Annotated in this window: 12 protein-coding genes; 8 read left to right on the top strand and 4 right to left on the bottom strand. The window is 66.4% G+C overall.

Annotated elements, in window-relative coordinates:
• The first annotated feature begins 116 nt into the window (after positions 1-116).
• Positions 117-647, top strand: coding sequence for an inorganic diphosphatase (ppa, locus tag R6258_RS06820; RefSeq protein WP_318448908.1), 531 nt, complete (start codon positions 117-119; stop codon positions 645-647).
• Between the two features lie 100 nt (positions 648-747).
• Here the strand turns inward: ppa and R6258_RS06815 are convergent, their stop codons facing one another.
• Positions 748-1,974, bottom strand: a complete 1,227-nt coding sequence (locus R6258_RS06815) for a DUF2333 family protein (RefSeq protein ID WP_318448906.1) — start codon at positions 1,972-1,974, stop codon at positions 748-750.
• A gap of 204 nt (positions 1,975-2,178) precedes the next feature.
• On the opposite strand from R6258_RS06815, the gene dsbD reads away from it, so the two are divergent.
• The 7 genes from dsbD (at position 2,179) to purH (ending at position 10,428) form a co-directional block, all read left to right on the top strand.
• Positions 2,179-4,056, top strand: a complete 1,878-nt coding sequence (dsbD, locus tag R6258_RS06810) for a protein-disulfide reductase DsbD (protein ID WP_318448904.1) — start codon at positions 2,179-2,181, stop codon at positions 4,054-4,056.
• A gap of 387 nt (positions 4,057-4,443) precedes the next feature.
• Positions 4,444-4,920: an acetyl-CoA carboxylase biotin carboxyl carrier protein gene (accB, locus tag R6258_RS06805; protein WP_318448902.1), complete on the top strand. Its 477-nt coding sequence runs from the start codon at positions 4,444-4,446 to the stop codon at positions 4,918-4,920.
• Between the two features lie 29 nt (positions 4,921-4,949).
• Positions 4,950-6,290: an acetyl-CoA carboxylase biotin carboxylase subunit gene (gene accC / locus R6258_RS06800; protein ID WP_318448900.1), complete on the top strand. Its 1,341-nt coding sequence runs from the start codon at positions 4,950-4,952 to the stop codon at positions 6,288-6,290.
• 109 nt (positions 6,291-6,399) lie between these two features.
• The gene (gene prmA / locus R6258_RS06795) at positions 6,400-7,317 is read left to right on the top strand and encodes a 50S ribosomal protein L11 methyltransferase (RefSeq protein WP_318448898.1); all 918 of its coding nucleotides are present in this window, start codon (positions 6,400-6,402) and stop codon (positions 7,315-7,317) included.
• Positions 7,318-7,412: 95 nt separating this feature from the next.
• Entirely contained in the window at positions 7,413-8,435 is a 1,023-nt protein-coding gene (dusB, locus tag R6258_RS06790) for a tRNA dihydrouridine synthase DusB (RefSeq protein ID WP_318449166.1), read from the top strand.
• The gene (gene fis, locus R6258_RS06785) at positions 8,432-8,737 is read left to right on the top strand and encodes a DNA-binding transcriptional regulator Fis (RefSeq protein WP_318448896.1); all 306 of its coding nucleotides are present in this window, start codon (positions 8,432-8,434) and stop codon (positions 8,735-8,737) included. The genes dusB and fis overlap by 4 nt, the downstream gene beginning before the upstream one ends.
• Before the next feature lie 98 nt (positions 8,738-8,835).
• Positions 8,836-10,428, top strand: coding sequence for a bifunctional phosphoribosylaminoimidazolecarboxamide formyltransferase/IMP cyclohydrolase (purH, locus tag R6258_RS06780; RefSeq protein WP_318448894.1), 1,593 nt, complete (start codon positions 8,836-8,838; stop codon positions 10,426-10,428).
• A 116-nt stretch (positions 10,429-10,544) separates the two neighbouring features.
• On the opposite strand, the gene R6258_RS06775 is transcribed toward purH, so the two are convergent.
• The 3 genes from R6258_RS06775 to R6258_RS06765 form a co-directional block, all read right to left on the bottom strand.
• A complete protein-coding gene (locus R6258_RS06775; RefSeq protein WP_318448892.1) occupies positions 10,545-10,748 on the bottom strand; it encodes a putative motility protein in 204 nt (67 codons plus the stop codon).
• 114 nt (positions 10,749-10,862) lie between these two features.
• The gene (locus R6258_RS06770) at positions 10,863-12,320 is read right to left on the bottom strand and encodes an NAD-dependent succinate-semialdehyde dehydrogenase (protein ID WP_318448890.1); all 1,458 of its coding nucleotides are present in this window, start codon (positions 12,318-12,320) and stop codon (positions 10,863-10,865) included.
• A 48-nt stretch (positions 12,321-12,368) separates the two neighbouring features.
• Positions 12,369-12,905, bottom strand: a complete 537-nt coding sequence (locus R6258_RS06765; RefSeq protein WP_318448888.1) for a hypothetical protein — start codon at positions 12,903-12,905, stop codon at positions 12,369-12,371.
• Positions 12,906-12,922 lie beyond the last annotated feature (17 nt).

Raw genomic sequence — 12,922 nt, 5'->3', positions numbered from 1 at the left:
ACACTGTGAGAGAGTCGCCTTCGCCTCGTCCCTTCGATGGATTGGTAATCCCCGGGGGCAGTTCGTATAATCCGCCCCATTTCTCGCCTTCAAGCCGCAAACGCAAGGATTCGACGATGAGTTACAATCAGATTCCCGCTGGAAAGGACCTTCCCAACGACGTCTATGTGGCGATCGAGATCCCGGCCAATCACGCCCCGATCAAGTACGAGATCGACAAGGAAATGGACGCCCTGGTCGTCGACCGCTTCATGGCCACGCCGATGTTCTATCCGGCCAACTACGGTTTCATCCCCAACACCCTGGCCGATGACGGCGATCCGCTCGACGCTTTGGTCGTCACCCCGCATCCGGTACAGCCGGGCAGCGTGATCCGCGCGCGTCCGGTCGGCGTGCTCAACATGACCGACGAAGCCGGCGAAGACGCCAAGCTGGTGTGCGTGCCGCATCAGAAGCTGTCATCGCTGTACGACGACGTGCATGAAGTCACCGACCTGCCCGAGCTGCTGCGCCAGCAGATCGCCCATTTCTTCGAGAACTACAAGGACCTCGAGAAGGGCAAGTGGGTCAAGGTCGAGTCCTGGGACAACGCCGAAGCCGCGCGCAAGGCCATCGAGAAATCGGTCGCCGCCTACGCCAAACAGTAAGCGTCACCGGCCAGCCGTTAGCCCAGCCGTTAGCAAAGCGCCGCTCCCGGGAGCGGCGCTTTTTTGGTTCCGAATCAACCGGGCAGCCGGTGAATAGCGATCATTGCTGCGTCTGAGGCGGTGCGGCCATGTCAGAGCCGCCGCTATCGTCGCCGGCATTGCTCTGGGCACCTTCACCTGCACTGCCGCCTGAATTGCCGCCGCCCGCGGGGGCGGCTTGCGCCGAACTGCCCGTCTCGGCATTCGTCGATGCCTCGGAGGCGCCCGGCGCGCCGGTGTTATCGTTACCGCCCGTACCGACTGCCGTCGTTCGCGTGCCGCTTTTCGGCGCCGTCACCTCGACGCCCTGCACGCTACCCGCGAGCTGTCCCGCCAGTTCGGCGATGGCCTGGGTATGGTTGGCGAGTACCAGCGAATGGTTGGCGAAGATGCCGAAGCCGGAACCGTTGAGGATCACCGGGCTCCAGACCCGTCGCTGAGCCAACTCGAGCTCGGCGATCAGCCGCTCCAGCGTGGCGTTGCCATTGGCCTTGCCGAGCACGTCGGCGTAATCGAGCCGGGCCGCCTTGAGCAATTGCAACAGGCCCCAGGAATCGCCACGGGCCTCGAAGAACACGTTGTCGATACGAAACCATGGCGTGGCTTCGGGCAGCGCGGCGTCATCGACGCCCAGCTCGCGCAGCGCCTCGGGGTCATCGACGCTCGCCAGCAACTGCTGGGTCAGGCCCGAGAAACGCCGGCTGACGGCATCCAGCCAACTGGCCAGGCCATCGCCGTTGGCGGTAAAGCCATCGGCACCGCGAGCGATACCCGCCAGGTAGCTTGCGAGCGCGCCCTGAGCCTGGTTGTAACGCTTCTCGGCCGCCGGGTAGAGCCAGTCCTCGCTATCCGATTGCAACGCCTTGTTGGCGCTTTGCAGCGCGTCCTCTCCCGCGGGGCTCATCGCCGGCAGGGACTTGCCGAGGAGACGCAGTTGGGTAAGCACGCCGTATTCCCAGCTGGGCACGTTATCCAGCCAGACCCCGGGCAGCAGCATGTCGTTGCGCAGCCAACCACCCGGCTTGTCCAGCAGGGTTTCCAGGGACGTCAGCATGCTCGCCGTCAACCGCGCCCCGCGTGGCAACGCGGCGTCGGCCGGCGCCCCCAGCCGCTGCGTGGTGGCCTGGGCGACATCGAAGGGTTCGGGGCGCTGGCTCCACCAGATGCCCAAAACCAGACAAACCAGCAGATAGACCACCAGCAGGGCCAGCAAGGGTTTCCAGATCCAGCCGTATTCCGGGCGCTCGAGTACCTCGGTGCGGCGCTTGCGGTTGCCAAACAGGGCCATGGGCACGACGTCCTTGGGCGTGACGGTTGAGAATATGGGGTTTACTCGCAGGGTATCCTATCATGGCGCCTGCGGCGTACCCGCCCGACCAACGCAGCGCTTTCGCCGATGCACCCCGGCCCGCCCGGCCTTGCCGCTGGACGGCGGAACTCGCCGACTCCGCCGCGGTCGCATGCTGGCCCTGAGCTCAAGGACTCTCTGTCAATGCCTCGCCTGTTGTTCCCGCTACTGACGCTTTTCACGCTATGGATACTCGCCCTCCCCGCGCAGGCCGGCTATTTCGATGACACCCTGGACCAGGACGGTTTCCTGCCCGTCGAGCGCGCCTTCCAGGCCAGCGCCTGGCGCGACGACGACACGCTGTACGTGGGCTTTCGCAATGCGCCCGGGCATTACCTGTACCGCCAGCGTTTCGCCGTCGTCAGCGACGCCCCGGGGGTCACCCTCGGCGAGCTGCAACTGCCGCCCGGCACCGCCAAGACCGATGAATACCTAGGCCAGGCGCAGGTCTTCTACGACCCGGTCGTCATGCGCGCGGCGATTCATGGCGAACCGGATGGCCCATTGCCCGTGCGCGTGAGCTTTCAGGGCTGCGCCGACGCCGGCTTGTGCTATCCCCCGGAGCAGTGGTCGCTGAACGCCTTGCCCGGCTCGCCGCCGGCGGCATTCGCCGAAACCGTCCGTTCGAGCATCTCCGCCTCGTCACCGGGCGACGCCGCGTCCGTCGCCACGAGCGAGCAGCGTCAGGATCCGGCCCCGGCTCCCAGCGAGGATAGCCGCTTCCAGGCGTTGCTCACCGAGGCGTCGCTGCCGGTGGTGTTGGGGCTGTTCTTTGTCGCCGGACTGGGGCTGACCTTCACCCCCTGCGTGTTGCCGATGCTGCCGATCCTCGCCGCGCTCGTGGTCGGCCGACGCCCCGGCAAGGCCCGCGGGCTGGCGCTGTCGACGAGTTATGTCGGCGGCATGGCGGCGAGCTATGCCGCCGTCGGCGTATTGATGGGGCTGTTCGGCGCCGGGCTCAACCTCCAGGCGCGGCTGCAATCGCCCTGGGTACTGGTGCCCTTCGCGCTGGCCTTCGTGCTGTTCGCGCTGGTGCTGTTCGACCTGCTCACGCTGCGCATGCCGGCAAGCCTGAGTGGGCGCATCGACGCCTGGCAGCAGCGCCTGCAGCGCAGCGGCCCGCTGGGCCTGGCGCTGGCCGGCGCGCTATCGGTGGTGGTGGTCTCGCCGTGCGTCTCGGCGCCGCTCGCGGGGGCGCTGGTATTCATCTCGGCCAGCGGCAATGCCTTGTTCGGTGGCCTGGCGCTGCTTGCCCTGGCGCTGGGAATGGGCGTCCCGCTGTTGCTCGTCGGTACCTTCGGCAGCAGCCTGCTGCCCCGTGCCGGCCACTGGCTGCAGAGCGTCAAGAGCGCCTTCGGCGTGCTGTTGCTGGGGGTAGCGATCTGGCTGATCGAACGCTTACTGCCCGGACCGCCGGCACTATTGCTATGGGCGGCGCTGACGCTGGGCAGCGCGCTGGCGTTGGGTGCCTTCGAGCGCGGCACCCGGCCGGGCTGGCCTCGCCTACGCCAGACCGCTGCGCTGATGCTGCTGGCCTGGGGCTTGGCGCTGGTGCTGGGCGCCGCCCAGGGCGGCAGCGACCCGCTGCGCCCGCTGGCCCTGGGCGACGCTGCGACGGATCCCTCGACGGCGGAGTTCACCCGCGTCGCCAGCCTTGAAGAGCTCGCTGCACAGCTCGAGATCGCCGCGCAGCGCGATCGGCCTGCGTTCGTCGATGTCAGCGCAGCCTGGTGCGTGACCTGCCAGATCATGGAGCGTGACGTCTTCCCCGATCCGGCGGTGGCCTCGCGGCTCGCCGATTATCATCGCATCCGCGCCGATGTCACCGCCGGCGATGCGCAAAGCCGTCGGCTACTCGACCACTTCGGGCTGTTCGGGCCGCCGGGGCTGCTGTTCTTCGACGCCGGCGGCCGCGAAGTCGAATCGGCGCGCATCCAGGGCGAGATCGGCGCCGAGGCCCTCGCCAGCCGCCTCGACCGTCTTGCTGCCAAGTCGCGCTCTAGCGCCGGCGGTAGCGGCTGAGCGCGCCTTTTATCCCAATCCCTCGCCAAGGAAACGCTGTTCACGGCTGGCTGGACAATGCCGGGGTTTTTCGGCAAACTTCGCCGACATCGGCATAAACGGCGTTCGCAAGCGCGATCTTGTCAACAACTGACGTGATCTGAGCGAATTTCGGACAAGTTAACAGCGTCACTTGCGGCTTTTTTGTCGAGCTGATTTTTAGCCGGTTTCACGTCCGCGAGCCCTTCCGTCAGTGCTTCTTTTCATCCGACGCGGCGGTGGACGTGATCGGCGGATTTGGCGCCGAATCCGAGGTTTCGAAAACTCTGGCCCGGCGCCGGAAGCGATACCGGCTCGCCCAGGCGGGTCGACGTCGCCAGCCTCACTCACCGAAATAGAGACACCGACATGGATATTCGCAAGGTCAAGAAACTGATCGAGCTGCTGGAAGAATCCAATATCAGCGAGATCGAGATCCAGGAAGGCGAGGAATCGGTGCGCATCAGCCGTCACCCCAACGGCACGCCCAGCCAGCCGGCGATGTATCAGCCCCACTGGGGCCCGGCGCCGGGCCAGCCGCACTATTCGGCCCCCAGCGTTGAAGCGGCTTCGAGTGCGCCCGCTGAAGCCCCGGCACCGGCGCAACCGGCCGGGCATGCGGTGACCTCGCCAATGGTCGGTACCTTCTATCGCTCGCCGGCGCCGGGTGCCAAGGCGTTCGTCGAAGTCGGCCAGAGCGTCAAGCAGGGCGAGACGATCTGCATCGTCGAGGCGATGAAGATGATGAACCAGATCGAGGCCGACAAGGATGGCGTCATCGAGGCGATCCTGGTCGAGGACGGCGAACCGGTCGAATTCGACCAGCCGATGCTGCTCATCTCCTGATCCATTCGACAACTCTGGCGGACCCCATCATGTTGGACAAGGTACTCATCGCCAACCGCGGCGAGATCGCTCTACGCATCCTGCGCGCCTGCAAGGAGCTGGGCATCCGCACCGTGGCGGTTCACTCCAAGGCCGACCGCGAACTCATGCATGTGCGCCTGGCCGATGAAGCGGTGTGCATCGGCCCGGCCTCCTCGGCGCAATCCTATCTGAACATCCCGGCGCTAATCAGCGCCGCCGAGGTCACCGACGCCAGCGCCATCCACCCCGGCTACGGCTTTCTCTCGGAAAACGCCAATTTCGCCGAGCAGGTCGAACGCTCGGGCTTCGCGTTCATCGGCCCGCGCGCCGAGACCATTCGCCTGATGGGCGACAAGGTCAGCGCCATCGAGTCGATGAAGAAGGCCGGCGTGCCCACCGTCCCCGGTTCCGACGGCGCCCTGCCCGACGATGACGATGCCGTGCTGGCGACCGCGCGGCGAATCGGCTATCCGGTGATCATCAAGGCCGCCGCCGGCGGTGGCGGTCGCGGCATGCGCGTGGTGCACAGCGAGGCCAACCTGCTGTCGGCGGTCAGCGTGACCAAGAGCGAAGCCAACAGCGCCTTCGGCGACGGCACCGTGTACATGGAGAAGTTCCTCGAGGAGCCGCGCCACGTCGAAGTTCAGGTGCTCGCCGACGGCCAGGGCAACGCCATCCACCTCTATGATCGCGATTGCTCGCTGCAGCGCCGCCACCAGAAGGTACTCGAGGAGGCTCCCGCCCCGCACATCGACCCCGAGGCCCGTGCTCAGGTGCTCAAGGCCTGCACCGACGCGTGTCTCGAGATCGGCTACCGCGGCGCCGGCACCTTCGAATTCCTCTATGAGAAGGGCCAGTTCTTCTTCATCGAGATGAACACCCGCGTGCAGGTCGAGCATCCGGTCACCGAGATGGTCACCGGCGTGGACATCGTCAAGCAGCAGTTGCTGATCGCCTCCGGCCAGCCGCTGTCGATCCGCCAGGAAGACGTCGAGGTCAAGGGCCACGCCTTCGAGTGCCGCATCAACGCCGAGGACGCCCGCACCTTCATGCCCTCGCCCGGCAAGGTCACGCTCTATCATGCCCCCGGCGGGCTCGGCGTACGCATGGACTCGCACCTGTACACCGGCTACACCGTGCCGCCGCACTACGACTCGCTGATCGGCAAGCTGATCACCTGGGGCGCGGATCGCACCAACGCCTTGACGCGCATGCGCAACGCCCTCGACGAGCTGCTGGTCGAAGGCATCAAGACCAACATCGATCTGCAGAAGGACCTGGTCCGCGACAGCGCCTTCCAGCAGGGCGGCGTCAATATCCATTACCTGGAAAAGAAACTCGGCGGCTAAAGAGCCGGTCGTCAGGAGCCTGTCGGGTTGTCCCCAGGCGCCTCGAAGGCGGCGCGGCCCTGGGCCTCGCCGCCTGCGTTTTCAGACTCACCGATTAGGAGCGGCCACCATGTCCTGGTTGCAACTCAAGGCCCGTATCGCTCCCGACCAGGCCGAGCTCCTCGAGGAGCTGCTGCTGGACGAGGGCGCCTCGGCGATCACCCTACAGGACGCCCATGACGACCCGGTCTTCGAGCCCGAGCGTGGCAGCACCCCGCTGTGGCAGGAAACCGTGCTGACCGGGCTTTACGACGATCTCGAAGGCATCGACGCCATGCTCGAGCGCGTCCATCACGGCTGGTCGCTGGCGATGGGCGACGAGCCCTGCCCGACCATCGAGTACGAGCTGCTCGCCGATCGCGACTGGGAGCGCGAATGGATGGACAGTTTCGAACCGCTGCCAATGGGCGAACGGCTGTGGATCGTGCCGAGCTGGCACGACGCTCCCGACGCCGACGCGGTCAATCTGCGCCTCGATCCGGGATTGGCCTTCGGCACCGGCACGCACCCGACCACCGCGCTGTGCCTGGGCTGGCTCGACGAGCAGAGCGTCACCGGTACTCTCGAGGGCTGCCGGGTGCTCGACTACGGCTGCGGCTCGGGCATCCTGGCGATCGCCGCGCTCAAGCTCGGCGCGCTAAAGGCCGCCGGCACCGACATCGACCCCCAGGCGCTCACCGCCAGCCGCGACAATGCCGAGCGCAACGCCATCGCCGAGACGGACTTCACGCTGTGCCTGCCCGAGCGGCTGCCCGACGAGCGCTTTGACATCGTGCTCGCCAACATCCTCGCCGGCCCGCTGGTCGAGCTGGCCGCGGCGATCGCCGGCCACGTCGAACCCGGCGGCCGGCTGGTACTCTCGGGCATCCTCGCCCACCAGGCCGATGAAGTGCTCGACGCCTACCGCGACCAGGGGCTGATCATGCACGAGCCGCGCGAGCGCGACGGCTGGGTGTGCCTGATCGGCGAGCGCCCGACCGGCGACTGAAGCGAGCCGCTACGCGTTACGTTGGCGACCAGCCTTCAATCTGGCCCGTCAGGTGGGTATCATAGGCGGCCCGCTTGAGCCGAGTCCCGATCACGATGCCCGCTACCGCCTGCGTCGAGCCGCCCGCCATAGGTCACTATCGATTGCCCAACCGGGTGATCCTGGCGCCCATGGCCGGCGTCACCGACCGCCCGTTCCGCCAGCTCTGCCGACAACTGGGCGCGGGACTGGTGGTCTCCGAGATGGTCACCTCGGACCCGCGGTTGTGGCATACCCGCAAGTCGCGCCTGCGCCTCGACCATCACGGCGAACCCGGTCCGCGCAGCGTGCAGATCGCCGGCGGCGACCCTGAAATGCTCGCCGAGGCGGCACGCCTGAATGCCGAACAAGGCGCCCAGATCATCGACATCAACATGGGCTGCCCGGCCAAGAAGGTCTGCAACAAGGCCGCCGGTTCGGCGCTGCTGCGCGATGAAAAACTGGTCGCGGCGATTCTCGAGGCGGTGGTCGGCGCCGTCGAGGTCCCGGTGACGCTGAAGATACGCACCGGCTGGTGCGATGCCAGCCGCAATGGCGTGCGCGTGGCGCGCCTCGCCGAAGCCGCCGGTATCCGTGCGCTGGCCGTGCACGGGCGAACCCGCGAGCAGCGTTACAACGGGTTCGCCGAGTACGACACCATTGCCGAGATCAAGTCCGCCGTGGACATTCCGGTGTTCGCCAACGGGGACGTCGATAGCCCCGCCAAGGCCGCCGAAGTTCTCGACTATACTGGTGCGGATGCGGTCATGGTGGGTCGTGGCGCCCAAGGCAATCCCTGGATCTTCCGCGAGATCGACCACTACCTGCGCACCGGCGAAATCCTGCCGGCGGCCTCGCTCGACGAGCGGCGGACGGTCATGCGCGACCATCTCGATGCGCTGCATGGCTTCTATGGAGAGCACATGGGCGTGAGGATCGCACGCAAGCATATCGGCTGGTACCTCGCCACCCGCGAGGACGCCAAACCGCTGCGACAACGTTTCAATGCCCTGGACAGTGCAGAGGGGCAACGTTGTTTCGTGGATGAACTGTTTCGCCGGGCCACGGCGCCGGCAATCGAAGGGATCAGTGCAGCATGAACAGCAGGCAAGCCATCACTCCCGAACAGATCGTGGGCGAGGAAGCGCCGCTTTCCGCCACGCCCGCGCCCCGCGGTCAGACCCTGCGCGAAGCGGTCGACGATGCCATGCGACGCTACTTCAGCCATCTCGAAGGTGAATCCGTGACCGACCTGTACGCCATGGTCATGGCCGAAGTCGAGGCGCCGCTGCTCAACGCCGTGCTCGACTACGCCGGCGGCAACCAGACCCGCGCCGCCGACATGCTGGGACTCAATCGCGGCACGTTGCGCAAGAAGCTCAAGCAGTACGACCTGATCTGACCGTCAGTTGTTTTCACGGGGGAGCCTGGCGGCTCCCCCGTCGCGTTTCAAGCCCAGGCCCTCGCCGTCGGCGGGGCCGATATCGAAGAGTGACTCTCATGGCCGAACAGCCCTCCCCATCCCGCTCCCTGCCGGTCCGCCGTGCCCTGATCAGCGTCTCGGACAAAACCGGCATCGTCGACTTCGCCCGCGAACTCGCCGATCGCGGCGTCGCCCTGCTTTCCACCGGCGGCACCTACCGCCTGCTCAGGGACAACGGCATCAGTGTCGGCGAAGTCTCAGAGCATACCGGCTTCCCGGAGATCATGGATGGCCGGGTCAAGACCCTGCACCCCAAGATCCACGGCGGCATCCTCGGTCGCCGGGGCCAGGACGACGCGGTGATGGCCGAACACGACATCGCGCCGATCGACATGGTGGTGGTCAACCTCTACCCGTTCGCCCAGACCGTCGCCCGTCCCGATTGCACCCTGGATGAGGCGATCGAGAACATCGATATCGGCGGCCCGACCATGGTCCGTGCCTGCGCCAAGAACCACGCGCACACCAGCATCGTCGTCAATGCCGACGATTACCGCCGGGTCCTCGACGACATGGCGGCCAATGACGGCGCGGTCGGTGGCGCGCTGCGCTTCGATCTCGCCGTGAAGGCCTTCGAGCATACCGCCGGCTACGACGCGGCGATCGCCGACTATCTGGGCAGCCGCGTCGAGGGCGGCGAGGACGGCTTCCCGCGCACCTATAACCTGCAGTTTCACAAGAAGCAGGCGATGCGCTACGGCGAGAATCCGCATCAGGCCGCCGCTTTCTACGTCGAGGCGGACGCCAGCGAGGCCAGCGTGGCCACCGCCGTACAGCGCCAGGGCAAGGCACTGTCCTACAACAATGTCGCCGACACCGATGCCGCCTTCGAATGCGTCAAGGCCTTCACCGAGGCCGCCTGCGTGATCGTCAAGCATGCCAACCCGTGCGGCGTGGCCACCGGCGAGTCGCCCCGCGAAGCCTATGAAAAAGCCTTCGCCACCGACCCGACCAGCGCCTTCGGCGGCATCATCGCCTTCAACCGGGCGCTGGACGCCGACACCGCGCGAGCGATCATCGACCGTCAGTTCGTCGAAGTGATTATCGCCCCCGGGGTCAGCGACGAGGCCGCGGCAGTCGTCGCCGACAAGAAGAACGTGCGTCTGCTCGACGTCGGCGCCAACTGGCCCGGCGAGCGTGCCCATGCCCATGACTTCAAGCGCGTCACCGGCGGCCTGCTGGTCCAGGATCGCGATCTGGGCATGGTCGGTCGCGACGAGCTCGAGGTGGTCACCGAGCGTGCGCCCAGCGAGCAGCAACTGCGCGATCTGGCGTTCGCCTGGAAGGTCGCCAAGTACGTCAAGTCCAATGCCATCGTCTATGCCAGGGACGGCCGCACCATCGGTGTCGGGGCCGGTCAGATGAGCCGCGTCTACTCGGCCCGGATCGCCGGCATCAAGGCCGCCGACGAAGGCCTCGAAGTGCCCGGCTCGGTAATGGCCTCGGACGCCTTCTTCCCGTTCCGCGATGGCATCGATGCCGCCGCCACCGCGGGTATCAGCGCGGTGATCCAGCCTGGCGGCTCGATGCGCGACCAGGAGGTGATCGACGCCGCCAACGAGGCCGGCATCGCCATGGTCTTCACCGGCATGCGCCACTTCCGTCACTGAGGCGCGTTGCCTGACGATGAGGCACAACAAAACGCCGCCCCTCGAGAGGGGCGGCGTTTTGCGTCCTACGGCCCAGCGGCCCGCGCTTGTCGGGACGCTGGAGCATGTAGCATCACTCAGGCATAGGTATTGAGCTGCGTACCGACACTGCCGACGCTGGCCAGTTTCGGCGCGTCGCCGACCGACTCCATCAGCTGGGCGATTTGTGCCCCCTGGGTGTCGAGCGATTGCCGGAGCAGCGACATCTGGGCGCTCTGATCGGCGTTGTACTGCTGTAGCGCGACGGCGGCACCGACGGTGTTATTGATGCTCAAATCCATGCGCATGACCCTCGGGTAATGGAAAAGTTCTACCAAGTTACCATTCTTACGCAGCAAGGCAAGAACGCGGCAGGCGGCCTCGTCAACGCTTGGCCGCCCGCCGTAGTGCCGGAATCAGCCCAGGTCGAGGCACAGGTACTTGGTTTCGAGGAACTCCTCGAGCCCCTGATGGCCCCCCTCGCGACCCAGGCCCGACTCCTTGACCCCGCCGAACGGCGCGGCGGCATTGGAGATCAGCCCGGTATTGATGCCGACGATGCCGTATTCGAGCGCCTCGGAGACCCGCCACACCTGGCTCAGGTCGCGCGAGTAGAAGTAGGCGGCGAGGCCGAATGGCGTGTCATTGGCCATTTCCACGGCGTCCTCTTCGTCGTCGAAGGGGAATACCGCGGCCAACGGACCGAAGGTTTCCTCGCGGGCGACCAGCATCTCGCTGGTCGCCTGATTGACCAGCGTCGGGGTGAAGAAGTTGCCACCCAGTGGGTGCGGATTGCCGCCCAGCATCAACTCGGCACCCTTGTCGACCGCATCACGGATATGCCGACTGACTTTCTCGACGCCATCGCTGTCGATCAGCGGACCGATGTTGACGCCCTCCTCGGTGCCGTCGCCGACGGTGAGCTCGCTGTTCATGGCGGCGGCCAGCTTCTCGCAGAAGGCGTTGACCACGCTCGACTGGACCAGGAAGCGGTTGACGCATACGCAGGTCTGGCCGGCATTGCGGAACTTCGAGGCCATGGCCCCCTCCACCGCCGCATCCAGGTCGGCATCCTCGAAGACCAGGAACGGCGCATTGCCGCCCAGCTCCAGCGATATCTTCTGGACATGCTGCGCGGCCTGCTCCATCAACCGCTGGCCCACCTCGGTGGACCCGGTGAAGGTGATCTTGCGCACCAGCGGCGACTCGGTCAGCGCACCGGCGATCTCGCTGGCACGCCCCGGCACCACGTTGAAGACTCCGCGCGGCACCCCGGCACGCTCGGCGAGCAGTGCCATGGCGGTGGCCGAGAACGGCGTCTGGCTGGCCGGCTTGACGACGATCGGACAGCCCGCCGCCAGCGCCGCACCGACCTTGCGGGTGATCATCGCCGCGGGGAAGTTCCATGGCGTGATCGCGCCGACGACCCCGACCGGTTGCTTGATGACCATGATCCGCTGGTTGCTCTTGGCGCCGGGAATGGTCTCGCCGTAGATGCGCCGCCCCTCTTCGGCGAACCAGCGCAAGAAGCTCGCCGCGTAGACGATCTCGCCGGCGGCTTCCTTGAGCGGCTTGCCCTGCTCGAGGGTCATGATACGCGCCAGCTCGTCCTGATTCTCGAGCATCAGCTCGTACCATTTCATCAGGATGTCGCCGCGCTCCTGGGCGGTGTGCGAGCGCCAGGCCGGCAGTGCGGCATAGGCCGCGTCGATTGCCCGCTCGGTCTCGGCGCGACCCAGCCGCGGCACGCTGCCGATGATCTTACCGGTGGCCGGGTTGTCGACTTCGATCTGCTCACCGCTGTCGGCGGCGACCCAGCTGCCATCGATGTAGGCGAAGGGCCGATACAGCGAATAGTCCTGCAGCGATTCCATGGTGTTCTCCTTCCAGTAGGACCCCGCTATGGCGAGCGACCTAGCGTGTTACCCGGCCTGCGTGACTCCGGGCGTGACAATGGCTTGCGACTGAGAATGTAGATCCGGCAAGAGTGGTGACGTTATCGGTGGCTTTACCAACAAGCATAGCGTAGCAGCAAGCGCCGCGATGCCGAGCGCCACCCAGCCCAGTTGACGTCCGCGTAGATCGCGATCGTCGCGTCGCAACCTGTGGAGTGCGGCGACTGCCAGGCCTGTCGCGGCGAGCGCCAGCAGCAACGCCAACAAGCCGAGCCAGAGGCCGGCGATGGCCGTCAGGATGGCGACACTCAGCGCCGCGAGCGGTACCGCAGGGTAGCGGTTCGCGCTGGGAATGACTGCCCGCTGTGGTCGACGCTGCGACTCGGGACGGTTCATCACCTGCAGCGCCCGCGCTTCACGCACCTCGAAGCGCACCGCCGCGCCCGGACCGGGCATCCCGCGCCCGCGCCAGTCATTGAGGCCGAAGGCATAGTGATTGCCGTCCTGGGCGTCGATGACGCCCTCCTGTGCGGCATCGTCGAAAGTGATGATTTTCCCGTCCAACGTTTTTCTCCGTGGTA

The sequence above is a fragment of the Halomonas sp. HP20-15 genome (assembly GCF_033446685.1).
In the GTDB taxonomy this organism is placed as follows: domain Bacteria; phylum Pseudomonadota; class Gammaproteobacteria; order Pseudomonadales; family Halomonadaceae; genus Modicisalibacter.
Note: the sequence above shows the minus strand (reverse complement) of the source record. Positions and strands in the feature narration are given on the sequence as shown.